The sequence below is a fragment of the Halonotius roseus genome (genome assembly GCF_006861655.1).
Lineage (GTDB): Archaea > Halobacteriota > Halobacteria > Halobacteriales > Haloferacaceae > Halonotius > Halonotius roseus.
This window is the reverse complement of the sequence record NZ_SESI01000001.1, coordinates 339,499-362,531: the sequence shown is the minus strand read 5'-3', so window position 1 is coordinate 362,531 and position 23,033 is coordinate 339,499. Positions and strand designations below refer to the sequence as shown.

The window sequence follows — 23,033 nt, the reverse complement described above, 5'->3', positions numbered from 1 at the left end:
TACGCCAACTTGGTCGCTTCGCTCCCTCGTTGTCTCCTTCAAATCTCTTCCGAGCTTTTGTGAGGCTCACGACACTCGTCGCTACGCTCCTCTTATTATTCGCCTCAAAAAGTAGCGGGAAGTAGATTTGAACTACCGATCTCCGGGTTATGAGCCCGGCGGAATCTCCTGGCTATCCCATCCCGCTATCAAAACGGATGCCACAGCTACGGTTAAGGGTTATGATCGACTCGCAGTATGGCACTTTTCGACGATGTGAGATGCTGTCATGACCCCACAGACAGCCCGCTGTGGGGCTTGGTTTTGTTCGATGATTCCGGCATTCTTGGCGGCCGCCGGAGCCGAGACCGGATCACGTCCTTTCTACCGAGATCGGCTCACGTCCCTTCCAGATCGACGCCGCCGGCATCGACTGTCATGATGTGATCGAACAGCGGTTTGAGCGTGTTCACATCCTGTGGGTTGCTGGCCGAGGGGTTGACGAAAAAGGAGCTAACCGCCCCGCCGGCACTCAGCTTGCCGAGGAAAATGTGGAGAAACCGGAAGGTGCCCTCAACGGATTTGTATCGGAACAACACGTCGAGCGGGTCGAGCGAGACAGCGATCCCGCCATCGAGGGCTCGCCAGTCGTCCAGCGTCTTCGTCGAGAGGATCCCGAGCCGCGTCACATCGTTGGGGTTGTTGATGTTGACGACCTCGACGGTGTCGCTGACGGCGGTCGGCACCGACTGTGAACAGCCGACGGTGATCACCTTGACCCGTTGGGCGGCCTCGGCGATCGCCGCCAGCCGATCGGTGTTCATCGATCGGTACTGGATCAGGAGGATATTGCGATCGTCGGCCTCGGTGACGCCGAGCAGATCACGACGGGCGTCGTGTTTGCGGGCGTCCTGTGAGCTACACTGGACGAGGATCGTTGTCCCCGGCGAGAGATCCAGGTTCGGCGGACGCTGGTAGCCCTCGTTGGTTTCCCACACCGTGTCGTCGGCGTCCGGCTCAGCTGTCGGCGCATCGGCGGTCGGTGTGTTCGTATCGCTTGGCGTGGTGTCGGTGGCTGCGGCCTGTGCGGACGATTGGCTGTCGGCCGCGCTCGTGTCGATGGTTTCGGCCATCGCCTCGGCCGACTCGGTTGCCGGCTCATCGTCGTCGCCGATGATCTTCGCCAGCAGTGCGATCAGCTCATCTTTCGGGAGTGCTTGGAGCTCCTCAAGATCGAGATCGGAGACCGACAGATCGTTAGTCGACTTATCGGCTGCCGGTGTGTCGGCCGCATCGTCGCTCGCTGTCGACTCGGTTGCAGTGGTGTCTGTCGGCCCCGACGACCCGGGCGTCGACGCCTCGGTGCCGCCACCGTCCGTACTCGCTGCGACCTCCTCGGTGGTTCGTGCTTTGTCGGGTGTCTGTTTCTCGCCATCAGCCGACGGCTCGGCGGCCGCCTCGGTCGATTCGGCGGTCAGCTCGCGGATCCGTTCGACCAGCGGCTCATAGGAGAGCTCGATCATCGACCGGGGGAAGAGATCGGTTGCACCGGAGCTGAACGCATCGCGGGCGATCTCCTCCGGTTCGTCGTCGATCAGGAGAATGACCGGGAGCGAGCTGTGTCCCGAGCGCACGTGCGACAGCAGATCGAGGCCATCGTCGTCGCCGAGCCGAAACTCGCTGATGACGCAGTCGATATCGTGTGCGTCGAGTGCTGCTTTCGCGGTAGCCACGTCGCTGGCGGTCCGCACCTCGAACTCGTAGTCCGCGGAGAGCGTCTCCGCGCGAGACGCCGCCGTGTCGGCATCAGCGTCTACGTACAGTAGCCGTGGCTCCGCATCCATAGCTCGAAGATGGTGTTCCGGAAGTATAAACACCACCGATCGATCCCTCTAGCTCAGTAAAACGATGACCCGAGAGGGGTATCGTGGTTTCTCGTCAACCCTCGCGGAGCAGAGCTCCGCTGGCTCGACGAAGCTCAGGCTTCGTCGAACAACGTTTCACCGTCGACCATGTGCTCCTCGACAGCGTCCATGTCGAGCGTGACGCCGAGACCTGGCTCTTCCGGAATCTCGATGTAGCCGTCGACGATCACGTCTTCCTCGACGAGTTCGTCCCACCAGCCGAGCTCGTAGCTGTGGTATTCGACGGCCAAGGAGTTCGGGATCGCCGCGCCGACATGGGCACTCGCCATCGTCGCCACCGGCGAGGAGACGTTGTGCATGGCGACCGGGATGTAGTACTGATTCGCCACATCGGCGATCTTTCTGGTCTCGCGCATCCCACCGACCTTCGGGAGGTCGGGCGCGATGATGTCGACCGCCTGGTTCTCGATGAGGCGTCGCTCCTCGGTCACGCGATAGCGGTTCTCGCCGACGGTGATCGGCGTGATCGTGGATTTCGTTACTTCCTCTTGGACTTCGAGGTTCTCCGGCGGGACGGGGTCTTCGAGCCACCACACGTCGTACTCCTCGATCTCGGCGGCGAGCCGCTTCGCGCTACCGCCCGAGAACGTCCAGTGACAGTCGAAGGCAACGTCGGCGCGATCCTTCACGCGCTCGGTGACGGCCTCGACGATCTCGGCCTTGTGGCGGATTTCACCGGGGCGGAGGTGTCGGTTGGCGCGATCTTTTTCGAGCCCCGAGGGCACATCGAGATCGAACTTCAGGGCGTCGTAGCCGAGTTCTTCGACGACGCGTTCGGCCTCGTCGGCACAGGCCTGTGGATCGGCCTCATCGGCGGTGTGGCAGTCACAGTAGACCCGGACTTCGTCGCGGTACTTGCCGCCCAGCAGCTGGTAGGCCGGAATATCGAGGATCTTGCCCGCCAGATCGTGCAGTGCGATTTCGATGCCGGCGATGGCGGTGACGGTGACGCCTTCGATGCTGCCTTCCCCGGACATTTTCTGGATCAGGTGTTCGTAGAGCCGATCGATATCCAGCGGGTTCTCGCCGACGACGAACGGTTTCATGCGTTCGATGAGTTCGGGAACGCCCGCACCCCAGTAGGCCTCGCCGGTGCCGACGACGCCGCTGTCGGTGTAAATGCGGACGAGCGTCCACGGGAAGTTGCCGTCGATCATCGTCGTCTGCACGTCGGTGATCTCGACGTCGCGGTCGCCGCCGCGGCTGGCGGTGACGCCCATCGTTTCGCCGGAGAGCTCACGCATCGTGTACTCGGCGTTCGGGTCGTGTAAGGAGTCGTAATCGACCATACCTCGGCGTTGGTGTCCATTCGTAAATAGTCTCCTCACCTGTGGCCGAATGGCAACATTCAGGCACGAGCCGACCCCAATACGACTATGAGCGGTTCGAATCTCTCGCGGCGACAGGCGTGGGTTGCCGCCGCCCGCCCCCAGACGCTGCCCGCGGCGGCCGCCCCCGTCATCGTCGGCGTCGGCCTCGCGGTCAACGACGGCGTCGTTGCCCCGTTGCCAGCCGTCGCCGCCTTCGTCGGCGCGGCCCTCATCCAGATCGGCACCAACTTCGCCAACGACTACTACGACGCGATCCAGGGTGCCGACACCGACGACCGCGAGGGGTTCACGCGCGTCACGCAGGCCGGCCTCATCGAACCCGGCCGCGTCAAGGCTGCGATGTATCTCACCTTCGCCGCCGCCGTTGTCGTCGGGGGGTATCTCGTCTATGTTGGCGGCGTCCCGATCCTCGTGATCGGCCTACTGTCGGTCATCTCCGGGATCGCCTACACCGGCGGCCCCTATCCGCTGGGATACCACGGCCTGGGTGATCTCTTCGTCTTCCTCTTTTTCGGCGTCATCGCCGTCACCGGCACCTACTACGTCCAGGCTGCGGCCGTGGTTGCCGCGCCGCTGGCAACGACGGTTCCCGCCGGGACGATTACCCTCGAAGCATTCGTTGCCAGCCTCCCCGTGGCGGCCATCTCGACGAACATCCTTGTTGTCAACAATATCCGCGACAAAGCGGAAGACGAAACGACCGGCAAGCGAACGCTGGCGGTGCGGTTCGGCTATGGGTTCAGCCGCGCCGAGTACATCGGCCTGCTCGGGGTAGCGTATCTGGTACCCGTCTGGCTGTGGTTGGCGACCGACGCCTCGGTGGCCGTGTTGCTCCCGCTGGTGACGCTGCCGGTCGCCGTCCAGGTCGCCGACACGGTTCGGACTGAAACGACCGGCGCAGCCCTCAACCCAGCCCTGGAAACGACCGGGAAGCTGCTGGCGGGCTACGCGCTGCTGTTTGGCGTGGGGTTGGCGGTCTGATGTGGATCGAGTCGTTTTCTCTCGCGCTTGCATCGCCGCTGTCGACTGCTCGCGGCGAGATCACCGAGCGACGGGGGTTCCTCGTCGGCGTCGACGACACCGCGGCCCCACCCGGGATCGGCGAAGCGAGCCCGCTGCCCGGCTGGACTGAGTCCGTTGAGGCGTGTCAAACCGCGCTTGACGCGACCGACCCCGAATCGACCGAGACGTTCCCTGATCCCTCAATGACACCGGCGGCCGCCCACGCCGTCGAACTCGCAGGGCTCGACCGGCGCGGTCGCAACGATTCAACGCCGTTGGCGACAACCCTCCGACAAGACGCCTTCGATGATGCCGATGCTGCGGTACCCCAACAGGTACCAGTCAACGCGACCATCGGCGACGCCGACATCGATGCGACCGTGGCAGCCGCAGAAAGCGCACTCGCAGACGGCTACGACTGTCTCAAACTCAAAGCCGGCAGCCAGTCCTTGGAGGCCGATCTCCAGCGCGTCCGCGCCGTCCGCGAGGCAGTCGACGACGCTGTCGCGCTCCGGATCGACGCCAACGGCGCGTGGGATGTTCCAACCGCCGAGGACGCTCTCGACGAGTTCGCAGCTCTCGATGTTGCTTACGTCGAACAGCCACTGCCGGCGTCTAACATCGCCGGCCACCGCGAGCTTCGTGGTCGCGGTGTCGACATCGCTCTTGATGAGTCGCTGTCGTCAGCGTCGATCTCGGCCGTCCTCGATGCCGACGCGGCCGACGTAGTGATCCTCAAACCGATGGCTCTCGGCGGGCCGCTGCGGGCGACACAGGCGGCCGCCCGCGCCCGCGAGGCCGGTGTCGAGCCCGTGGTGACGACGACGATCGATGCTGTTGTCGCGCGGACGGCTGCCGTTCACGTCGCCGCGGCGGTTCCGGAGATCGCCCCGTGTGGGCTAGCGACGGGGTCGCTGCTCGCGGACGATCTCGCCGCCGATCCGGTGAGGATCAGCGAGGGAACTGCGAGCGTGCCGACCGGGGGTGGGCTCTGTGGTAGCGGCTTCGATAGCTTGCGTCGCTAACCGTTGACGACCTCGATGACGCCGAGCATGCCCTGTGTCTGGTGGGGGGTACAGTAGTATTTGTAGACCCCCGGCTCCGCGAAGGTGTGTTCGAAGGTGCTCCCCTCTTCGAGATAGTAGTCGCTCTCAAAGGCACCGCCGTTGTCGACGACGTTGTGGCTGCTCCCGCGGCCACTCCACTCCCAGACGACCGTTGTTCCTGGTGAAATTCGGACGGCTGCGGGGTCGAACGCATACGGGTTCGGCGTTCCCACCTCAACGGTCACGGTTTCGGTTCCGGTTCGATCGACGACTGCCTCGAAGTTGTTAGCACCGTCCAGCCAGCCGTTGTAGGGGCTGCTGTCGCCGCCTCCGCCTGCACAGCCGGCGAGCCCAGCGAGAACCGTGCTGCCGGCGACCGCAAGCGTCCGTCTGCGGCTGTATGATCTCATGGTTCCACTGGCTGCTGCGGAGCCATTAGTGATGCGTTTACCGACAGCAATCGTCGCCGGCGGCCAGCCGGCCCCTCCCGCCCCGGCCGGCAGGCTGAAACCGTCGCCGTCCCAAGCCGGCGATATGAGCGAGTGGCGAGACATGCTTGTCGGCGACCGGATGGCTGTCGATCAGGCGTTCACCGACCGGGTTCAGGGGTCGGCGTTCACGAACCAGGAGTGGGGGCTGATCATGACGGCGACCGAACTCGACATCGAGCACGCCGCCGATCCCGAGGCCGCCCGGCTCGTTGCCGACACCGAGGCGGTCGAATCGATCATGCCCGAGCTGGCGGCGATCCGCTCGCGGAGCGGCCCGATGGCCGGTGGGGCCGACGAGGGTGCCAACGACCCCGGGATCATCGACTCGATCAAAGGCGCGCTCGGGTTCAGCAACGATGATGACGGCGTCGACCCCGAGAGGTTGGCGGCGGCCGAATCACTCGCCCAGGAGTACGCCGACGAACTCCAACAGCATCTCGAAGCGAACGACGGCTTCGAGGCTGTCAGGGAAGCCTACGTCGAATCGGCGGAGCGGTGAGCGGTTTTCGTGTTTTTGTTGTCTCGGCATGGTTACATTGTTGTCGCGGAACATTGTTCGAAGGCATTTGTGGTGATGCCTATACTGAATGGGTTTGGCTGCTGAGGAACAGCCTATACAGATAGCGCGTACGCATAGGTGATCGGCTTTCAATGTCTACCTATGGCTGGAACGCAGTCTGGCAACCCGATACGCGACAGTTACGCGACGAAGCTCACGCTTTCGTTGGCGGGGGTGGTCGCTCTCGCCACGGCGGCCGGCGTGCTGGTGTACTTCCAGGCCCGGTCGCTGTTCGGCGCGGAGGCTGGCGTCATCGGCTCAAGCATTCTGGGATTGATTCTCGTCACCGTCATCAGCCTCGCGCTGATCGGCGTGACGATCGGTAGCAACACGATCATCGCCCTCCGGCGGCTGACAACCAAGGCCGACCAGATGGCCGAGGGCGATCTTGATGTCGATCTCGACACCAAGCGAACCGACGAGATCGGTCAGCTCCACCAGGCCTTCGATTCGATGCGCCGCTCGCTGCGGGAGCAGATCTCGGCAGCCGAGGAAGCGCAAGAAGACGCACAGGCCGCCCGCGAGGAGATGGAACAGCGGGCCCAACGGATCGAACAGAAGGCTGCGGAGTACGAACGTGTGATGCAGGCCGTCGCCGACGGCGACCTCACCCAGCGCGTCGATCCAGATACCGACAGCGAGGCGATGCAGCAGGTCGGGATCGCGTTCAACGAGACGCTCGACGAGCTGGAGGGAACCGTCAGCGAGGTGATGACATTCGCCGACCACGTCGAGGATGCTGCCGCCGGCGTCGACAGCAACGCCGACCAGCTCTACGAGGACAGCAGCGGCGTCGCCAACGCCGTCGAGGACATCTCCGACGGCGCACACAAGCAGACGGAGAACCTCCGAGACGTGGCCGACGAGATGGACGGGCTCTCCTCGGGCGCGGAAGAAGTTGCCGCCACGGTCGATACGGTCGCCGAAACGACCGAACAGGCGACCGAAGCCGGCACCGAAGGGGAAGCCGCCGCGGCCGACGCCATCGAGCAGATGGACGCCGTCGAGTCGACGACCAACGAGACGCTGGAGGATATCGAGGTGCTCGACGAGGAGATGGACGAGATCGGCGAGATCGTCGATATGATCAGCGAGATCGCCGAGCAGACGAACCTCCTCGCGCTCAACGCCTCCATCGAAGCTGCTCGCGCCGGTCAAGAGGGCGAAGGCTTCGCCGTCGTCGCCGAAGAGGTCAAATCACTCGCCGAGGAGACGAAGGAGGCCGCCGGCCAGATCGAAGGCCGGATCCAGCGCGTCCAGGAGAAGACCAGCGAGGCCGTCGCCGGCATGGACGAGACCAGCGTCCGAATCAGCCAGGGCGTCGAGACGGTCGAGGGCGCAATCGACCAGCTCAACGACGTGATCGAGTATGTCGACGAGGTCGACAGCAGCATGAGCGAGATCAACCGGACGACCGAGGAGCAGGCCCGCGCGGCCAACTCGGTCGTCGAGATGATCGACGAGGTCGCCGAGATCAGCGAGACGACGACCGAGACGGCCGACGACGTGACCGAGACGGCGACCGCCCAGCAGGAGACGCTCCAGACGGTCGAATCCTCGGCGACGCAACTGCGGTCGCAAGCCGCGAAACTGCACGAGGCCCTCGACCGCTTCGAGGTCGAGGCCGAGTCGGCTAGCGGTGGTGGGCTTGACGAGTCAGCGGCACCGACCGTTGGCAGCGAGTTGACGCCGGACGCGACGGTAGCGACACCCGATGTGGCAGCGACCGACGGTGGGCAGGAGACGGACAGTGGGACAACCGACGACGGCTTCAACTTCGGTGATTCCTAATGTTGTTATCAGCAAACGGCTGGGCGGCGGTCGGCGCGGTGGCACTGGGTCTCGGCACGACCCCCTCGGCGTACTACGCGGTTCGTGACGAGAAAAACAGGAAATACTACGGCGTGCTCGCGGCGATCACGGGGATCGCCACAGTCGCCTACACGCTGACCTCGCTGGGGATCGGCTCAATCCCGGTCGACGGCGCGACGTTCTACACGCCGCGGTACGTCGATTGGTTGTTGACGACGCCGCTGTTGATCCTCTACCTGACGCTGCTGTGCAAACCGGGCAAACAGCTCTACGCGCTGTTGATCGGGCTGGACGTGGTGTTGATCGCCCTCGGGATCGCCGCGATCTTCACCTCGGGCGTGCTGTCACTGACGTTGTTCGGACTCGGCGGCGTGGCCTACGTCGCCTTGGCCTACCTGCTGGTCACGGAGCTTCCGGAGCAGGCCGCCTTCGCCAGCGAGCGCGTCGGCATCGTCTTCGCCAAACTCCGGAACGTGACCGTCGTGCTGTGGACGCTGTACCCCGTCGTCTGGCTGCTCGCGCCGGTCGGGTTCGGGCTGCTGGAGCCTGGCGTCGAAATGATGGTGATCGTCTACCTCGACATTATCACGAAGGTCGGCTTCGCCATGCTCGCGCTGATGGGCAAGGATGCCCTCGACGACATCACCGACCAGTCGCTCCAGCTTGAAACCGAGGAAGAACAGGGATCGACGGCGACCGAGTTCGTGAGCTAACGACTGTCACTCTTTTCGCCGGGTTCGTTCGGCTGCGCTACAATTGGTCGATGATCGCCTGCGTGACCTCGTCGGTATCGGCGTCGCCGCCGAGATCGGCCGTCCGCGGCCCCTCGGCGAGCACGGTTTCGACGGCGGTCTCGACGCGATCCGATTCTTCGCTGTAGCCGAGATGATTGAGTAACATCGCCGCCGAGAGCACCGTCGCCATCGGGTTGGCGACGCCTTGGCCGGCGATATCGGGTGCGGTACCGTGAACCGGCTCGAAGAGCGCGTTGTCGTCGCCGATGTTCGCGGAGGGCAGGAGCCCCAGCCCGCCAACGAGGCCAGCAGCGAGATCAGAGAGCACGTCGCCCGCGAGGTTCGGACAGACGATGGTGTCGAACTGCGTGGGGTCGAGACAGACCCGCGTTGCGAAGGCGTCCATCAGGACTTCGTCGGTCTCGACGCCGTGGTCGTCGGCGACGCGGACGACCGCGTCGCGGAACCGGCCGTCGGTCTTCCGCATCACGTTGGCCTTGTGGACGACGCTGAACCCCTCGCCGTCGACGTACTCGCAGGCGAACTCCGCGAGTTTCTCGGAGGCCGAGGTGGTGACGACGCGCGTCAGCGTCGACAGATCCTCGGAGAGGTCGTCCTCGTGACCCGAGTAGACACCCTCGGTATTTTCGCGGAGGAAGACAAGGTCGGTTTCGGGCCGGACGGCATCGACGCCGGGATAGGCTTTCGCGGGGCGGATGTTGACGAACGAGTCGACGGCCTCCCGCAGCGGGAGGATCACGTCGGCGGCGGTCTCGCCAGCCGCGCCGAACAGCGTGGCGTCGGACTCGGCCGCGAGGTCGTAGGTCTCCTGTGGGAGTGCCTCGCCGGTCGCGGCTTTGACGGCGTCGCCGGCCTCGCCTTCGACGAATTCGAGGTCGAGATCGAGCGATTCCAGGACTTTGACGGTTGCCGGGATCACTTCCTGTCCGATGCCGTCGCCTTCGATGACGGCGATTGTGTGGCTCATACGCGTCGTCTTGCCAGCACTGAAAAGAGCATGTCGATGTGGCGAAGTCGTGACGACCTGCGTCGCCGGAACAGAGTAACCCCAAACCGCTTCCCTGCCGTCACCATAGCAGGTGGCAATGAGAGGTCGCCTGGCGCGGTTCAAACGCCCGCTGCTCTACCTGATGGGGCCGCTCTACGTCGTCGCGGGCGTGCTGCATTTCGTCGTCCCGGAGCTATACGCCCAGATCATCCCGCCGTTCCTGCCCGCGCCCCTGGCGTTGGTCTATCTGTCCGGCGTCGCCGAAATCGCCGTCGGTGTCGGGGTATTGATTCCACGGACGCGACGCTACGCGGCGTGGGCGACGATTGCGCTGCTCGTTGCGATTTTCCCGGCGAACGTCTACATGGCGACCTCGATGGTCGTCGTCGACGGAATCAGCGGTGGCGACCCATCGCCGCTGATTCGCTGGGCGCGGCTGCCGTTACAGGGCGTATTGATTCTGTGGGCCTACTGGTACACTGATTCGGATGCTGTGGGTTCTTAGCGTGCATCTCTGGCGATTCGACTGAATTCAACTGAGCAACAGAGGTGTAGAAAGCCCTCGGCAGGCTCGGCTCCCGCGACTCGTTGCGCTCCTCGTCACTCGCTCCGCTCGTTCCTGCGGTGCTTACGTCGCCGGGGTTCGCCGACCCTGCCTCGCCCTTTCAGTCCGCCAGGGCGGCGGCTGGTCGGCCGGTCGATCCACTCTGGTTGGCTGCTGCCGAACACTCAATACGAAAGTGTCCCACATATTCACCAATGGCTACCCTCGAAATCGACGACGAAGTCTATGAAGCGTTACAGATTCCTGAAGGAGAACGGAAAGACACGGTGAAAAAGGAGTTGGCTGTCTCTCTGTATGCTCGTGACATCCTCTCGTTCGGTAAGGCCCGTTCCTTGGCAGGGCTGTCGAAACGTGAGTTTCACAAGCTCCTCGGCGACCGAGAAATCACCCGACACTACGACGACGGTGAGTTAGCCGAGGATATAGAATACAGCGGGGAATCGGTTTAGTCGTCGCCTTCGACGTACGGCAGCCCGGCGACGGTTTCCTCGACCTTGCTGCGGTTCGAGTACATCAGCGCGGTCGTATCCCAAATCCCCTCAACGAGGGCTTCCTGCATCGCGTCGTCGATGTCGACGTCGATAGTGGTGTCGCCGTAGGTGACGGTCTCGTTCTCGACGTCGATGTCGATCTCGCCGTCAGGGTTGGCTTCGATCCACTCCTGGAGTTCGGTGACGGTCTCGTGGTCGGTCGTCACGGCCGGAATCCCCAGCGACTTGCAGTTGTCGCGGAAGATTTCCGCGTAGGACTCGCCGACGATGCCGTCGACGCCCCAGCGCATCATCGCCTGGGGAGCGTGCTCACGCGAGGAGCCACAGCCGAAGTTGGAGTTGATGACCGCAATCGACGCGCCGTCGAAGCGGTTCAACGGGTGGTCGTTGAACTCGCCGTCGTCGTCCCGCCGCGCATCATAAAAGAGGTAGTCGGCCATGTTGTCGAAAGTGACCTCCTTCATAAAGCGCGCCGGCAGGATCTGGTCGGTGTCGATATCGTCGCCGGGGATCGGGACGCCGGTGCCGCCGACCTCGGTGATGTGATTTTCAGGAGCCATTAGTCAGCCGCCTCCCCGACCCCGCTGGGGCTGCCAGCCGGATCGTCGCTCAGGTACTCGCGTGCGTCGGCGACTTCGCCTTCGACGGCCGCAGCGGCGACCATCGCCGGACTCATCAGGACGGTGCGGCCGTCCTTGCTGCCTTGGCGGCCGATGAAGTTCCGGTTCGACGACGACGCACAGACCTCGTCGCCCTCCAGCGAGTCGTCGTTCATCGCCAGACACATCGAACAGCCGGCGCGACGCCACTGGAAGCCGGCGTTGATGAAGACCTCGTCGAGGCCGCGAGCCTCACACTCCTCGCGGACGGTCTCGGAGCCGGGGACGGCCAGCGCGCGCACGCCGTCGGCGACTGTGTTGCCCTCCAGGATTTTCGCGGCTTCTTCGAAGTCCGAAACGCGGCCGTTCGTACAGGTGCCGAGGAAGGCGACATCGACATCGTAGCCCAGCATCGACTGGCCGGGTTCGATATCCATGTGTTCGAGGGCTTGCTCGGCGGCTTCTCGATCCGTTCGGGCCTCGAAGTCCTCGGGCTGGGGGACGGTGTCGGTGATCTCGATGACCTGACCGGGGTTGATCCCCCACGTAATCAGCGGGTCGATGTCGTCGGCGTCAACCGTGACGACATCGTCGTACTCGGCGTCCGCGTCGCTGCTGATGGACTCCCAGTACTCCTTTCGCTCCTCGAAGGCCTCGCCTTCGGGGACATATTCGCGGCCCTTCAGGTACTCGTAGGTCGTCTCGTCGGGGTTGATGTACCCCGCGCGAGCGCCGCCCTCGATGGACATGTTACAGACCGCCAGTCGGCCCTCCATATCGAGTGCTTCGATGGCTGGCCCGCCGTACTCGTAGACGTGGCCGACGCCGCCGTCGACGCCGAGATCCTGGATGATCTTCAGGATGATGTCCTTGGCGTAGACGCCCTCGCCGAGTTCGCCCTCGACGTTGATCCGGCGAACCTTCTGTTTGTCAGCCGCGATACAGCCCGTCGCCAGCACGTCGCGGATCTGGCTGGTGCCGATACCGACACCGATGGAGCCGAACGCACCGTGCGTCGCGGTGTGGCTGTCACCGCAGGCGACGGTCATCCCCGGCTGCGAGAGACCGAGTTCGGGGGCGACCACGTGGGTGATGCCCTGCTTGCCGGACTCGAAGCCGAAGAACGTGATGCCGTTCTCGCTGGTGTTGCGCTCCAGCGCGGACAGCATCTCCTCGCTTTGCTCGTCGGTCAGCGGTCGCTTCCGCTTTTCGGCCTCTGTCGGCGCGATGTGATCAGTCGTTGCGAAGGTCTGATTCGGGTAGGCGACGTTGAGATCGCGCTCCCGGAGCATGCCGAAGGCCTGCGGGCTCGTCACTTCGTGGACGAGGTGCAGGCCGATGAACAGTTGATCCTGTCCGCTCGGCAACTCAGCTACTTTGTGCTTCTCCCATACCTTGTCGTACAGCGTTCCGTTGCTCATCTGATATCTCCGTTAGTGTGGGTTGCGTGTTCCATCCGTATTTACTCGTCGGCCCACGAGAAGAGGCCGCGCAGTTCCTCGCCCACTGCTTCGATCTCGTGGTTTTCCTCGGCGGTCTTCAGCTGATCGTAGTTCGGTCGGCCGGCCTGGTTCTCCAGGATCCACTGCCGGGCGAAGGTGCCGTCCTGTACCTCTTCGAGGACTTCCTCCATCTGCTCGCGGGCGTGCTCGTCGACGACGCGGTCGCCGCGGGTGAGCCCGCCGTATTCGGCCGTGTCGGACACCGAGTGCCACATCTCACCGAGGCCGCCCTCGTACATGAGGTCGACAATCAGCTTGAGTTCGTTCATACACTCGAAGTAGGCCATCTCCTCGCTGTAGCCCGCTTCGACGAGCGTTTCGTACCCCTGTTTGACGAGGCTGGTGACGCCGCCACAGAGGACGGCCTGCTCGCCGAAGAGGTCGGTCTCGGTCTCCTCGCGGAACGTCGTCTCGATGGTGCCCGCCCGCGTACAGCCGATGCCCTTCGCGTAGGCCAGTGCCTGCTCCTTCGCGTCGCCGGTCACATCCTGATAGACGGCGACGAGGCCGGGCGTCCCCTCGTCGGCCTCGTAGTTCCGCCGGACGAGGTGGCCGGGCGATTTCGGGGCGACGAGCGTCACGTCGACGTCGTCGCTGGGCTGGATCTGGTTGTAGTGGATGTTGAACCCGTGGGCGAACTGGAGCGTGTCGCCGGCGTCGAGCTCGTCTTTGATCTGGTCGTAGACCGCGGGCTGCACCGTGTCAGGCACCAGAATCGAAACGACATCAGCTTGTGCGGCTGCCTCCGGCGGCGTCGCCACGTCGAGCCCGTCGCTTTCGGCGGCGGCCCGCGAGGACGACCCTTCGCGGAGGCCGACGACCACGTCGATCCCGCTGTCGTTGAGGTTCTGGGCGTGGGCGTGGCCTTGGCTGCCGTAGCCGATGACCGCCACCGTCGCGTCGTCCAGATAGCCGGTATCCGCGTCGTCGTCGTAGTAGATCGTGGCGTCGATTTCGTCTGCCATTGTGTCTCCGGAAAGACGCCCCCCTTAGTTGGTGGTTTCGGCTTGGCTTTCGGAGGCGTCGGTCGCGTCACCCGCGCCGGAGCCGTCGGTTTCGGTGCCACCGTCGGTCTCGACGCCGACCGCGGTCGCCTCCGCTGCGGGCTTTTCGCCCGGCGTCGTCGGCGTCTCGCCGCGAGCGAGGGCGGTCGGGCCGGTGCGGGCGATCTCGATAATGCCGAACTGCCGGTAGGCATCGAGGGCGTCCTCGATCTCGTCGTACTCGCCGGTAAGCTGGACGGTAATCGTTTCGGGGCCGGCATCCAACGTTTCGCCGTCGTACATCTCGGTGACCGCTTGCACCTTATCGGGCTCGTCGCCGTTGACCTTCAGCAGGACGAGCTCCGAGCGGATTGGCCGGTTTTCGAGTTCGCCGACCGAGATGACCGGCTTGAGCTTGGCGAGCTGCTTTTTCGCCTGGTCGATGCCAGGTTCCGGCTCCTCGACGATGAGGGTGAGTCTGGCGTTGCCCTCGACGGTCGTCGGGCCGACCGTCAGGCTCTCGATATTGAACTGCCGCCGCGAGAACAGCCCCGCGATACGGGCGAGGACGCCCGGTTCGTGTTCAACGAGCGCGGATATCATCGCGGTTCGGCTATCTGGTTCGGCCTCGACCTCTGGGTCGATCCGAATCCCTTGGCTGTTGCGCCGACCGTCCGGGTGTGGGCGTTCTTCCGGTCGTGGCCCCTGCAGGCCCTGTTGGTTCTCCGTCATAGCTGATCCTCCGAGAGCGCGAACTTTCCATTGGGCGCGCCGCTTGCGACCATCGGATAGACGTTGGCGTCGGGGTCGATGTGGAAGTCGATGACCGACGGGCCGTCGTAGTCGAGAGCGGCTTCGACGGTGTCGGCGACCTCGTCGTAGTCGTTGACGCGCCATCCTTTCGCGCCGAAGGCTTCGGCGAGCTTGTCGAACTCCGGCATCCAGTTGTACTCCGAGGCCATGTGGCGACCCTCGAAGAAGGCGTCCTGCCACTGTCGAACCATCCCAACGTACTCGTTGTTGAGGACGGCGACCGTGATATCGAGGTTCTCGCGGACGGCGACCGATAGCTCCTGGATCGTCATCAAAAAGGAGCCATCGCCGTCGAAACAGACCACGTCTTGGTCGTCGTCAGCGGCGAAGCGCGCGCCGATCGTCGCCGGCAGGCCGTACCCCATCGTGCCGAGCCCGTGGGAGGAGACCCACGTGCGCGGCTCGGTGAACTCCCAGTACTGGGAGGCCCACATCTGGTGTTGGCCGACGCCGCTGGTGACGATGGTGTTGTCGTCGGTCGCCTCGTCGAAGGCCTCGACGATGAACTCCGGTCGCAGCGGCGCGTCCTTGTCGACCGAGTAATCCATCGGGTACTCCTCTTTCCACGTCGCACACTGCTCGCGCCACTCGCGGGCGTCGGGCTCTCGATCCATTTCTTCCGTCAGCTGGTCGAGCACCGTCCCCGCGTCGCCGATACAGGGGTAGTCGGCGTGGATGTTCTTGCTGATCTCGGCGGGGTCGATGTCGATGTGGACGACCTCAGCTTCAGGAGCAAAGGTGTCGATGCCGCCGGTCAGTCGGTCGTCGAAGCGGGTGCCGACGCCGATCAGGCAGTCGGTGTGGGTGATCGCCATGTTGGCGTAGCCGGTGCCGTGCATGCCGGCCCACGAGAGACAGAGTTCGTCGTCCTCGGGGTAGCTGCCGATGCCGGGCATCGTCGTCACGACGGGGATACCGTGTTCGCGGGCGAACTCGCGGGCGGTGTCGCTGGCTTCGGCCTTGATGACGCCGCCGCCGAGCAGAAGGAGCGGTTTTTCCGCGCGCTCGATGGCGCGGGCGGCCGCGTCGATATCTTCCTCATCGGCTGTCGTGGGTGGCTCTTGGCCGGCCGGGAGTTCGGGCTCGCCGGGCTGGTTGTCGGTCTCCTCGAAGCTCACGTCCTTCGGGAGATCGACCAGCGTCGGGCCGGGGCGACCGGATTCAGAGAGGGCGAAGGCTTCGCCGACGGTGTCGCCGATGGTGTCGGCCGAGGAGGCGAACCAGTTGTGTTTCGTGATCGGCATCGTGACCCCGGTGGTGTCGGTCTCCTGGAAGGCGTCGGAGCCGACCATGTCGCTGGGGACTTGGCCCGTGAGTGCGAGCATGGCGTCGGAGTCCATGTTGGCGTCGGCGATGCCGGTGACGAGGTTAGTCGCGCCCGGCCCCGACGTTGCGAGGGCGATGCCGGGTTCGTTGGCGACGACGCCGTAGGCGTCAGCCGCGTGGGCCGCGCCCTGCTCGTGGGCCATCGTGATGTGTTCGATATCGGAGTCCCACAGCGCGTCGTAGACGGGCATGATCGCCCCGCCTTGGACGCCGAAGGCGTGTTCGACGCCGCCGTTTTCGAGTGCGCGAACGATAGCCGTCGAGCCGTCGGTGACGGGTGTCGCGCCGTCGTCGGCCTCGCTGGCCGCGTCGTCCGCGGTCGTTTCCTCGGCTGTCGATTCCTCCTCGGCATCGGGTGGTGATTTGGCTGTTTCGCTCATTGTCGTCCTCTTGTGGTCGGTCGGTCGCGTGTTGTCGGTCGTGAATGCATGGTTTGCTGTCGGGTGAATCTCGGTTCGACACCTGCTGAGGGTGTGGATCGAACGCCGGATGTGTGGATAAAAAGTGGAGTCGGGGTTAGACCCCTACAATACCGCGTACGCCGACAGCACTGACTCGGTCGACCGCCGTGCCGAGAGATCGTTGCTGTGGCATCGTACCCAGAGAAATGACACGGTTCATAATAATAGTTACGCGTTTCCGACGACCCTCCGCGTGCTATCGACGACCCTGCCTTCGCCGCCCTGACGGCTGGCTGGGGCTGTCGCTCACCGGGTGCAAACGAGCAGGGGGCGGGCATTAGACCCGTACCTCCTCGGAGTCGGCTTCGGCGACACCGACCTCCTCGGCGAAGCGTGCGATCACGCTGTCGGTGATCTGCTCCTTCTCGGCGCCGAACTCTTTGACGAGTTTGGTGACCGCCCGCACCTCGGAGTCACTGGGCTCGTAGTTGAGTTCCTCCAAGCGTTTCCGAACCGAGTGGGTGCCGGTGTGTTTGCCGAGGACGAACTCCCGGGACGCGCCGACCATCTCGGGGGTCATCACGCCGGGTTCGAAGGTGTCGGTGTTCTCCATGACGCCCGCGGCGTGGATGCCGCTCTCGTGGGCGAAGGCGTTGTCGCCGACGACCGCCTTGTTGACCGGGATCGGGATCGTCGACTTCTCCTCGACGAGCTTCGCCAGCTCGGTGATCCGAGTCGTGTCGATGCCGGTGTCAACGTTGTACAGGCTCTCGGCGGACATGACGACCTCCTCGAAGGCCGCGTTGCCCGCGCGTTCGCCGATGCCGTTGACCGAGACCTGCGCCTGGTGCGCGCCGGCCTCGAAGCCCGACATCGCGTTGGCGGTTGCCAGCCCGAAGTCGTCGTGGGTGTGGACGTCGATCCGGGCGTCGGTGTGTTCGCCGACGAGCCTGATGAGCTTCGCAAACCGGGTTGGGGTTGCGACGCCACAGGTGTCGGGGATGTTGATCCAGTCGACGCCGGCCTCGCTGACCGCCTCGACGACCTCGACGAGGAACGACTCGTTGGTACGGGTCGCATCCATCGGCGAGAACATGACCTCCAGGCCCGCATCGCGAACCTGCTCGACGCTTTTGACCGCGCGGTTGACCGCCTCCTCGCGGCTCGCGTGCATCGAGTCTTGGAGCTGCACGTCGCTCGTCGAAACGAAGACGTGCACCATGTCGACGCCAGCGTCGATCGCCGCTTGGACATCCTTCTCGACGACGCGGGCGAGCCCGCAGGTCGTCGCATCGGTCGCCGCCGCGATGTCCGAGACAGCCTCGAACTCGGGGTCGGAGTTGACGGGGAACCCGGCCTCGATGACGTGGGTGCCCATCTCGTCCAGCAGCTCGGCGATGGCGCGTTTGTCGTTGTAATCAAACGATGTGCGTGGTGACTGTTCGCCATCACGCAGCGTCGTGTCGAAAATTCGTACTGACTCTATTTCGTCAGTGTTAGTCAATGTGCCCTCGAAGAACTCGATCCGCCGGGGAATCCGACGTGTCCTCCGTGTCGTGGTGAGACATGTACCTGCACTAAGTGGCTACCCGAGTAATAAAGCCATCGCTCTGCGTGGGGTGAAAGATGGCAATTGTCCAATCAGAGTGGCTAAAACAAAGAGAAAAGTTACCAAGGCACAATAATCGCGCTGACCACCCTCAGTACGGTGTCTCGCAACTGTTGGCACTCGTTGGTTGTTCCGGAACTGTATCGTTTTGACTGTCTCTCTATCGGATAGCTGGTCTCTATACGGTTGCTTTATGACTCTGAACGACGTACTATTTCGTATGAGTGGACGAAAAACAAACGTTGGTCGCCGTGACCGAATCGCACGCACCCTGCTGACACCGGTTGCTCTCGGTGCTATCGTGTGGCTCTACACCTCGGTTCCGCAGTCGTCGACGACGCTGGCGGCTATGGGCGGCCTCGGGCTGCTTGTCTTTATTTTCGTCACAAGTGCTCTGACAGGCACATGTGGCATCTACGCTGCCCTCGGGATCAACACCTGCCGTCAGTGCGAAGCCGACTACGGCGGGGGCAACATCTGGGGCTAAGTTGTTAGTCGTTCGCTGATGCCACGGTCTCGTCTTCTTCCGTTGGTTCGTTTGGTTCCATAATCTCCGCATCGAGGTCGGGATTCAGGTCGGCGAGCGTTGCGGCACTCGCACGTTCCGGTTGGTCCTGAGTGACACGCCCGGGTGTTTTCTCGGTGATCTTGAAATCTGTCGCCGGCCGCAGCAATCCCCACAGCGCGCCGACCGCGTGGAGTGCGACGACCAGCGGTGTCAACACCACATAGATCGGCCACACCTCGGGATATTTCTTGTATTCGATCAGCCCGGCGATCATATAGACGAACAGCATGCTGAACAGGGCGATCGAGGTGATCTGATAGAGGCCGTGTTGGGGCACAAACTGCGGGTACAGAAACGCCAGCACCGACAACAGCGGGATCACCGGCGACAGCGTCCACGTGATGATCCGGGCGAACTGTAGGGGGAGATACCGCTTCGGCAGCCGGTACATATCCCGCAGCGTCCCCGACATCCACCGCCGTCGTTGATTGAACATCCCACGAATCGTCGGCGGAGCCTGATTCCGAAACCGCCTGTTGAGCAGCCGGTACTGGAACTTCCCGCCCTGCTGGTCGACGTACTCCGCAGCCCGCCAGATGTAGGTCGTATCCTCCGTGATCGTCGGCACGTCCCACGTGACCTCGTTTTCGAGTTCGTGCCGGACGGCGACCGCGCCACCCCACGCGTAGAGCGGGTACGCCATCCGGTGGAACGCCCGCTGCTCGCGCTGATAACCGACCCGGAACACCTCACAGAGATAGACCCACCACGACCCGGTTCGCAGCGGGTGCTCGCTGATCTGGATCAGATCGGCTGCCGGCAACCCCTCGAAGTTGACCATGATGCTGTCCTCGTCGAGATAGAGGATGTACTCTTGCTCGCACTCGACGTGTTTTCGCGCCCATTCGATGGCTCGACCCTTCTTTTGGGCCGCGCTCTCGAAGCTCTCGGGAACGACGTGGACATCCGCGCCGTCGATGTCCATCTCGGCTTCGGCGATCACCTTCGTCGCGCCGATCCCTTCCGGAACCGAGTTGGCGGTCACCTGCACGGTCGACGGCGAGTTGTAGGTCAGAATCCGCACTTGGATGTTGTCGAGGGGAATCTCGCTGTCGTCGTCGGCCTGCCAGCCGCGAGCCAGCACCGTCACCTCAAGCAGCCACCAAAACGAGGAAAACCCATACAGCACCAGCGTCACCCAAAATACGAGTGCGATCGCTGTGCCGGCGAGCGATCCGATCATCGACTCCCTCTGTCACACATCTCGCGGGTCGTGGCTGGTGGGATCATTGGTCGGTGACGGGATGATACTCTGGCAGGGGGTTCGCCAGTCGGCTACTTCAAACTGCTGTAGAATACACAGCGTGGCGGCTGAGCGACGAAGACGGATCGCTGGTGATCGCCGTCGACACCTACGATCGTCCTCAAAAAGAGAAAACGCGGCGGCTCTTCGTCAGTCGTCAGCTGGCGGTGCGATTTCTTCCGGCGATTCCGCGGCGTCGAGCTCCGGCTCCTCGGTCTCGTGTGTTTCGATCGTCTCGGTTCGTGACTCCGATTCGGTTTCGACCTCGTCCCAGTCGATGGCCATATCTACGTGGTGACACATGACAACACGTGTCACGGACTCGGCGAATAAAAATCCTTGGCTGTGTCACCCGCTACCGCCACGGCGACCGGCGAGAGGGGCTTGCGTGGATAAACCCATCCCCGATGATCGCCCGTAACACCTGCTTGAAGACGAGCCCGGCGATGAGCCCGAAGATCGACATCACGACCGTCGATTGGAGCTTCATCAGCAGCTGTTGCTCGGCGGACACCGCGAGGAGTGTTGCAAACATATCTGATCTTCGGGCTCGACAGATAAATCACTGTGGGTTGGTAGCACGAACCACGAAACAGGATGCCGCATCGCAGCGATCACAACCGGTATGCCGGCGGCGACCGACAGACGAGTATGCTCGATGTCGGCGATCCGGCCCCCTCGATCACCGCGAAGAACCAACACGGCGAGACGGTAACCCCCGAGTTCGTCCAGCCGACGATCGTCTACTTCTACCCGAAGGATTTCACCGGCGGCTGTACGACCGAGGCCGCGGAGTTCCAGGCCGCATTCCCGGAGTTTCAGGAGATCGGTGCCGACATCTACGGCGTTTCGATGGACGATGTCGAGACCCACGCCGACTTCGCCGACGCCGAAGGCCTCGTCTTCGATCTGTTGGCCGATCCCGACGGTGACCTCGCCGACGCTTTTGGACTTGAACCCACAGATGGGATGATCGACCGCCGAACGTTCGTTCTCGCCGACGGAGAGGTTACCGCCGTCTACGACCCGCCAAACGCTGATCCGTCGGGGCACGCCCGGACGGTGCTGCAGGAGACGCGAAACGAGTTCTTCCGTGGCGGCTGATCGCTCCTGAGATAACCGCGAGAAGGGGTGGATGGATTTGAATGCGGGCACGAGCCATCATCTCGCTCGGCTCTTGGTGCGTCCCGCTCGCTCACGACTCCTCAGTCACTCGGACTACCTGCTTGCCGATATTGTCGCCGGCGAACAGCCCCAAGAACGCCTCCGGCGCGTTTGAAAGCCCCTCGACGACCGTCTCTCGATGCTGGAGCGTCCCGTCTGCAACCCACTCACTGAGTTGTTCAGTGGCGACCCCAAAGCGGTTCGAAAAGTCACCGACAAGCAATCCCTCTACGGTTGCCCGTTTGGTGATCAATTGCGGGAGTTTTCGAGGGCCAGTCGGCATCGACTCAGCATTGTAGTAGGCGATCTGGCCACAGACAGCGACAGTCGCATCTAGATTCAATTGGGTGAAGACTGCATCAGTGATCGGCCCTCCGACATTGTCGTAGTAGACATCTACGCCACCGGGAGCCGCATCCGCCAAGGCGGCCTGATAGTCATCCACTGATTTGTAATTGATCGCAGCATCGAAGCCCAGATCGTCGGTCAACCACGTCGTTTTCTCATCACTGCCAGCAAATCCAACGACGTGACAGCCATTCAATTTCGCAATTTGGCCGACCACAGAGCCGACAGCCCCCGCAGCCCCTGAGACAACAACTGTCTCACCGGGTGAAGGATCACCGACCTCTAGCAGGCCGAAATACGCCGTCCGGCCGGGCATCCCAAGCACGCCAAGATAGGCTTCTGGCGGTGCCACCGATGGATCGACTGGAGCGACATCGTCAGCATCCAAGCAGCTATACTCAGCCCAGAGCCCTTCGCCCGTAACGAGGTCGCCGGTATCGTAGGCGTCGCTCTCGGTGGCGACAACCTCACCGACGATGCCACCGTTCAATGGATCACCGACTGCCCACGGCTCAGCGTATGATTCCTGTTCGCTCATCCGCCCACGCATGTATGGATCAACCGAGAGATATCGCGTCTCAACAAGGATCTCACCCTCGGTTGGCTCATGGGTCTCCGTCTCTGTGAGTTCAAAACAGTCGAGATCAGGTTCTCCAGCCGGCCGCTCAGCGAGAACCCAGTGACGGTTGGTGTACATCTCGTTCATTGTACTGCGGCTGTCCTGAATAGGGTTGGGAGTTACACGGCCCGCGGGTTTGCATCCTCCAGTAGTCACAATTGAGACACTGAACGGAGAATCAGATCACACTGCCGCTAAGACGGCTGATAGCATCCAGCGGGTTGATACACTTCCGACCCCAATTGTGTTTGTGTCGCAGGAACCATTAGAAGGCCACCTCAACAGTGATACCAAGGCCGCCGTCACCGAATATGCGGAGGCTCACGATATCTCAGTCGGTGATGCAGTTGAGAAACTGGTTAATACAGGTCTCACAGCAAGCAAGTCCGATCTATCAGCATCCGGAGAGGGAAACCTCACACCAGCGCGACTTGAGTCCCAACAACAAACCCTTGCTCGCCAGCAGCGACAGATCGTCCGGTTTCAGAAGGTTACCATCTTCGGCGGACTCGGGTGGGCAGTCCTCACATTTGCCACCGGTGCGAACGGCCCAGTGTGGACGGCCATCGGGATGGCAATGATTGTCCTCATGGCAGCATCAACATACATTTGGGAGTATCTTCCAGGATTTCGATGACCGCTGAAATCCAACTCACCGACTGGGAGGCAGTGACGACCGAACTGCAGCGGTTTGGCACCACCGGTGAGGTCGACACCCGCGACGACAGCATTCGCGTTACATTTGGGAGTGCGTATATCGAAGTAACAAAGCAAGGCAGCATCAGCACGGGGATGCCGCTTCATGAGATTGAACACGACGGCGACGTATCGCTCATCGTCGACCACGAAAACAACTCGATTTCGATCCACACAGACGAATTGAGCTATACCTTTCGGCGTCCGTGATCAGCCCG

Annotated in this window: 25 protein-coding genes and 1 tRNA gene; 11 read left to right on the top strand and 15 right to left on the bottom strand. The window is 63.0% G+C overall.

Annotation, left to right across the window (positions count from 1 at the left end; translation table 11 throughout):
* Positions 1 to 112 precede the first annotated feature (112 nt).
* The 3 genes from EWF95_RS01985 to EWF95_RS01975 form a co-directional block, all read right to left on the bottom strand.
* Positions 113 to 187 (bottom strand) — tRNA-Met (locus tag EWF95_RS01985).
* Between the two features lie 190 nt (positions 188 to 377).
* A complete protein-coding gene (locus EWF95_RS01980) occupies positions 378 to 1,823 on the bottom strand; it encodes a DUF7504 family protein (RefSeq protein WP_142442351.1) in 1,446 nt (481 codons plus the stop codon).
* 134 nt (positions 1,824 to 1,957) lie between these two features.
* A complete protein-coding gene (locus EWF95_RS01975) occupies positions 1,958 to 3,193 on the bottom strand; it encodes a mandelate racemase/muconate lactonizing enzyme family protein (RefSeq protein ID WP_142442350.1) in 1,236 nt (411 codons plus the stop codon).
* Between the two features lie 87 nt (positions 3,194 to 3,280).
* Between EWF95_RS01975 and EWF95_RS01970 the strand changes: the two genes are divergently transcribed.
* A complete protein-coding gene (locus EWF95_RS01970; RefSeq protein ID WP_142442347.1) occupies positions 3,281 to 4,216 on the top strand; it encodes a 1,4-dihydroxy-2-naphthoate polyprenyltransferase in 936 nt (311 codons plus the stop codon).
* The gene (locus EWF95_RS01965; protein ID WP_142442346.1) at positions 4,216 to 5,262 is read left to right on the top strand and encodes a mandelate racemase/muconate lactonizing enzyme family protein; all 1,047 of its coding nucleotides are present in this window, start codon (positions 4,216 to 4,218) and stop codon (positions 5,260 to 5,262) included. The genes EWF95_RS01970 and EWF95_RS01965 overlap by 1 nt, the downstream gene beginning before the upstream one ends.
* Here the strand turns inward: EWF95_RS01965 and EWF95_RS01960 are convergent.
* Positions 5,259 to 5,693: a halocyanin domain-containing protein gene (locus tag EWF95_RS01960; protein ID WP_142442344.1), complete on the bottom strand. Its 435-nt coding sequence runs from the start codon at positions 5,691 to 5,693 to the stop codon at positions 5,259 to 5,261. The two genes, EWF95_RS01965 and EWF95_RS01960, sit on opposite strands and share 4 nt — an antisense overlap.
* Before the next feature lie 124 nt (positions 5,694 to 5,817).
* Here EWF95_RS01960 and EWF95_RS01955 point away from each other — a divergent pair, with 124 nt between their 5' ends.
* From EWF95_RS01955 to EWF95_RS01945, 3 genes are all read left to right on the top strand, one after another.
* The gene (locus EWF95_RS01955; RefSeq protein ID WP_142442343.1) at positions 5,818 to 6,273 is read left to right on the top strand and encodes a DUF5799 family protein; all 456 of its coding nucleotides are present in this window, start codon (positions 5,818 to 5,820) and stop codon (positions 6,271 to 6,273) included.
* A 162-nt stretch (positions 6,274 to 6,435) separates the two neighbouring features.
* Positions 6,436 to 8,124, top strand: coding sequence for a methyl-accepting chemotaxis protein (locus tag EWF95_RS01950; protein WP_142442341.1), 1,689 nt, complete (start codon positions 6,436 to 6,438; stop codon positions 8,122 to 8,124).
* Positions 8,124 to 8,858, top strand: coding sequence for a bacteriorhodopsin (locus tag EWF95_RS01945; protein WP_142442339.1), 735 nt, complete (start codon positions 8,124 to 8,126; stop codon positions 8,856 to 8,858). Before EWF95_RS01950 ends, EWF95_RS01945 begins: the two co-directional genes overlap by 1 nt.
* Before the next feature lie 37 nt (positions 8,859 to 8,895).
* Here EWF95_RS01945 and leuB read toward each other — a convergent pair whose 3' ends face one another.
* Positions 8,896 to 9,867 (bottom strand): 3-isopropylmalate dehydrogenase, encoded by a 972-nt coding sequence (gene leuB, locus EWF95_RS01940; RefSeq protein ID WP_142442337.1) that lies wholly within the window; start codon positions 9,865 to 9,867, stop codon positions 8,896 to 8,898.
* Positions 9,868 to 9,985: 118 nt separating this feature from the next.
* Between leuB and EWF95_RS01935 the strand changes: the two genes are divergently transcribed.
* Positions 9,986 to 10,393, top strand: coding sequence for a DoxX family protein (locus tag EWF95_RS01935; protein ID WP_221886604.1), 408 nt, complete (start codon positions 9,986 to 9,988; stop codon positions 10,391 to 10,393).
* Between the two features lie 254 nt (positions 10,394 to 10,647).
* Positions 10,648 to 10,902 (top strand): UPF0175 family protein, encoded by a 255-nt coding sequence (locus EWF95_RS01930; protein ID WP_142442335.1) that lies wholly within the window; start codon positions 10,648 to 10,650, stop codon positions 10,900 to 10,902.
* Here EWF95_RS01930 and EWF95_RS01925 read toward each other — a convergent pair.
* From EWF95_RS01925 to EWF95_RS01900, 6 genes are all read right to left on the bottom strand, one after another.
* Positions 10,899 to 11,504 (bottom strand): 3-isopropylmalate dehydratase small subunit, encoded by a 606-nt coding sequence (locus EWF95_RS01925; RefSeq protein ID WP_142442334.1) that lies wholly within the window; start codon positions 11,502 to 11,504, stop codon positions 10,899 to 10,901. The genes EWF95_RS01930 and EWF95_RS01925 overlap by 4 nt on opposite strands.
* Complete coding sequence (leuC, locus tag EWF95_RS01920; protein ID WP_142442332.1) at positions 11,504 to 12,964, bottom strand: 3-isopropylmalate dehydratase large subunit; 1,461 nt, start codon at positions 12,962 to 12,964, stop codon at positions 11,504 to 11,506. The genes EWF95_RS01925 and leuC overlap by 1 nt, the downstream gene beginning before the upstream one ends.
* 41 nt (positions 12,965 to 13,005) lie before the next feature.
* Positions 13,006 to 14,010, bottom strand: coding sequence for a ketol-acid reductoisomerase (gene ilvC, locus EWF95_RS01915; RefSeq protein WP_142442330.1), 1,005 nt, complete (start codon positions 14,008 to 14,010; stop codon positions 13,006 to 13,008).
* Between the two features lie 24 nt (positions 14,011 to 14,034).
* Positions 14,035 to 14,760: an acetolactate synthase small subunit gene (gene ilvN, locus EWF95_RS01910; RefSeq protein WP_142442329.1), complete on the bottom strand. Its 726-nt coding sequence runs from the start codon at positions 14,758 to 14,760 to the stop codon at positions 14,035 to 14,037.
* A complete protein-coding gene (ilvB, locus tag EWF95_RS01905) occupies positions 14,757 to 16,547 on the bottom strand; it encodes a biosynthetic-type acetolactate synthase large subunit (RefSeq protein ID WP_142442328.1) in 1,791 nt (596 codons plus the stop codon). The genes ilvN and ilvB overlap by 4 nt, the downstream gene beginning before the upstream one ends.
* A gap of 358 nt (positions 16,548 to 16,905) precedes the next feature.
* The gene (locus EWF95_RS01900) at positions 16,906 to 18,105 is read right to left on the bottom strand and encodes a LeuA family protein (RefSeq protein ID WP_142442327.1); all 1,200 of its coding nucleotides are present in this window, start codon (positions 18,103 to 18,105) and stop codon (positions 16,906 to 16,908) included.
* A gap of 292 nt (positions 18,106 to 18,397) precedes the next feature.
* Between EWF95_RS01900 and EWF95_RS01895 the strand changes: the two genes are divergently transcribed.
* Positions 18,398 to 18,664 carry a YgaP family membrane protein gene (locus EWF95_RS01895; RefSeq protein WP_142442325.1) on the top strand — a complete coding sequence of 89 codons (267 nt, stop codon included), beginning with the start codon at positions 18,398 to 18,400 and terminating at the stop codon, positions 18,662 to 18,664.
* 4 nt (positions 18,665 to 18,668) lie between these two features.
* Here the strand turns inward: EWF95_RS01895 and EWF95_RS01890 are convergent, their stop codons facing one another.
* The 3 genes from EWF95_RS01890 to EWF95_RS01885 form a co-directional block, all read right to left on the bottom strand.
* Entirely contained in the window at positions 18,669 to 19,928 is a 1,260-nt protein-coding gene (locus EWF95_RS01890) for a glycosyltransferase (RefSeq protein WP_142442324.1), read from the bottom strand.
* 210 nt (positions 19,929 to 20,138) lie between these two features.
* Complete coding sequence (locus EWF95_RS13405) at positions 20,139 to 20,291, bottom strand: hypothetical protein (protein WP_185911667.1); 153 nt, start codon at positions 20,289 to 20,291, stop codon at positions 20,139 to 20,141.
* 52 nt (positions 20,292 to 20,343) lie between these two features.
* A complete protein-coding gene (locus EWF95_RS01885) occupies positions 20,344 to 20,523 on the bottom strand; it encodes a hypothetical protein (protein WP_142442322.1) in 180 nt (59 codons plus the stop codon).
* A gap of 116 nt (positions 20,524 to 20,639) precedes the next feature.
* On the opposite strand from EWF95_RS01885, the gene EWF95_RS01880 reads away from it, so the two are divergent.
* Positions 20,640 to 21,092, top strand: coding sequence for a peroxiredoxin (locus EWF95_RS01880; RefSeq protein ID WP_142443131.1), 453 nt, complete (start codon positions 20,640 to 20,642; stop codon positions 21,090 to 21,092).
* Between the two features lie 91 nt (positions 21,093 to 21,183).
* On the opposite strand, the gene EWF95_RS01875 is transcribed toward EWF95_RS01880, so the two are convergent.
* Complete coding sequence (locus EWF95_RS01875) at positions 21,184 to 22,197, bottom strand: NADP-dependent oxidoreductase (protein ID WP_394348578.1); 1,014 nt, start codon at positions 22,195 to 22,197, stop codon at positions 21,184 to 21,186.
* Positions 22,198 to 22,369: 172 nt separating this feature from the next.
* Here EWF95_RS01875 and EWF95_RS01870 point away from each other — a divergent pair, with 172 nt between their 5' ends.
* Both EWF95_RS01870 and EWF95_RS01865 read left to right on the top strand, forming a co-directional pair.
* The gene (locus tag EWF95_RS01870; RefSeq protein ID WP_142442318.1) at positions 22,370 to 22,756 is read left to right on the top strand and encodes a hypothetical protein; all 387 of its coding nucleotides are present in this window, start codon (positions 22,370 to 22,372) and stop codon (positions 22,754 to 22,756) included.
* Positions 22,753 to 23,025, top strand: a complete 273-nt coding sequence (locus EWF95_RS01865) for a hypothetical protein (protein WP_142442316.1) — start codon at positions 22,753 to 22,755, stop codon at positions 23,023 to 23,025. The genes EWF95_RS01870 and EWF95_RS01865 overlap by 4 nt, the downstream gene beginning before the upstream one ends.
* Positions 23,026 to 23,033: the final 8 nt, after the last annotated feature.

What these genes read in the sequence shown, in the direction of transcription:
- leuC (WP_142442332.1), bottom strand. Translation starts at nt 12,964, where the DNA reads ATGAGCAACGGAACGCTGTACGACAAGGTATGGGAGAAGCACAAAGTA.
- EWF95_RS01980 (WP_142442351.1), bottom strand. Translation starts at nt 1,823, where the DNA reads ATGGATGCGGAGCCACGGCTACTGTACGTAGACGCTGATGCCGACACG.
- EWF95_RS01925 (WP_142442334.1), bottom strand. Translation starts at nt 11,504, where the DNA reads ATGGCTCCTGAAAATCACATCACCGAGGTCGGCGGCACCGGCGTCCCG.
- leuB (WP_142442337.1), bottom strand. Translation starts at nt 9,867, where the DNA reads ATGAGCCACACAATCGCCGTCATCGAAGGCGACGGCATCGGACAGGAA.
- EWF95_RS01875 (WP_394348578.1), bottom strand. Translation starts at nt 22,197, where the DNA reads ATGTACACCAACCGTCACTGGGTTCTCGCTGAGCGGCCGGCTGGAGAA.
- EWF95_RS13405 (WP_185911667.1), bottom strand. Translation starts at nt 20,291, where the DNA reads ATGTGTCACCACGTAGATATGGCCATCGACTGGGACGAGGTCGAAACC.
- EWF95_RS01970 (WP_142442347.1), top strand. Translation starts at nt 3,281, where the DNA reads ATGAGCGGTTCGAATCTCTCGCGGCGACAGGCGTGGGTTGCCGCCGCC.
- EWF95_RS01945 (WP_142442339.1), top strand. Translation starts at nt 8,124, where the DNA reads ATGTTGTTATCAGCAAACGGCTGGGCGGCGGTCGGCGCGGTGGCACTG.
- EWF95_RS01890 (WP_142442324.1), bottom strand. Translation starts at nt 19,928, where the DNA reads ATGATCGGATCGCTCGCCGGCACAGCGATCGCACTCGTATTTTGGGTG.
- EWF95_RS01885 (WP_142442322.1), bottom strand. Translation starts at nt 20,523, where the DNA reads ATGTTTGCAACACTCCTCGCGGTGTCCGCCGAGCAACAGCTGCTGATG.
- EWF95_RS01950 (WP_142442341.1), top strand. Translation starts at nt 6,436, where the DNA reads ATGGCTGGAACGCAGTCTGGCAACCCGATACGCGACAGTTACGCGACG.
- ilvB (WP_142442328.1), bottom strand. Translation starts at nt 16,547, where the DNA reads ATGAGCGAAACAGCCAAATCACCACCCGATGCCGAGGAGGAATCGACA.
- EWF95_RS01930 (WP_142442335.1), top strand. Translation starts at nt 10,648, where the DNA reads ATGGCTACCCTCGAAATCGACGACGAAGTCTATGAAGCGTTACAGATT.
- EWF95_RS01975 (WP_142442350.1), bottom strand. Translation starts at nt 3,193, where the DNA reads ATGGTCGATTACGACTCCTTACACGACCCGAACGCCGAGTACACGATG.
- EWF95_RS01865 (WP_142442316.1), top strand. Translation starts at nt 22,753, where the DNA reads ATGACCGCTGAAATCCAACTCACCGACTGGGAGGCAGTGACGACCGAA.
- EWF95_RS01935 (WP_221886604.1), top strand. Translation starts at nt 9,986, where the DNA reads ATGAGAGGTCGCCTGGCGCGGTTCAAACGCCCGCTGCTCTACCTGATG.
- EWF95_RS01965 (WP_142442346.1), top strand. Translation starts at nt 4,216, where the DNA reads ATGTGGATCGAGTCGTTTTCTCTCGCGCTTGCATCGCCGCTGTCGACT.
- EWF95_RS01895 (WP_142442325.1), top strand. Translation starts at nt 18,398, where the DNA reads ATGAGTGGACGAAAAACAAACGTTGGTCGCCGTGACCGAATCGCACGC.
- EWF95_RS01955 (WP_142442343.1), top strand. Translation starts at nt 5,818, where the DNA reads ATGAGCGAGTGGCGAGACATGCTTGTCGGCGACCGGATGGCTGTCGAT.
- EWF95_RS01960 (WP_142442344.1), bottom strand. Translation starts at nt 5,693, where the DNA reads ATGAGATCATACAGCCGCAGACGGACGCTTGCGGTCGCCGGCAGCACG.
- ilvN (WP_142442329.1), bottom strand. Translation starts at nt 14,760, where the DNA reads ATGACGGAGAACCAACAGGGCCTGCAGGGGCCACGACCGGAAGAACGC.
- EWF95_RS01880 (WP_142443131.1), top strand. Translation starts at nt 20,640, where the DNA reads ATGCTCGATGTCGGCGATCCGGCCCCCTCGATCACCGCGAAGAACCAA.
- ilvC (WP_142442330.1), bottom strand. Translation starts at nt 14,010, where the DNA reads ATGGCAGACGAAATCGACGCCACGATCTACTACGACGACGACGCGGAT.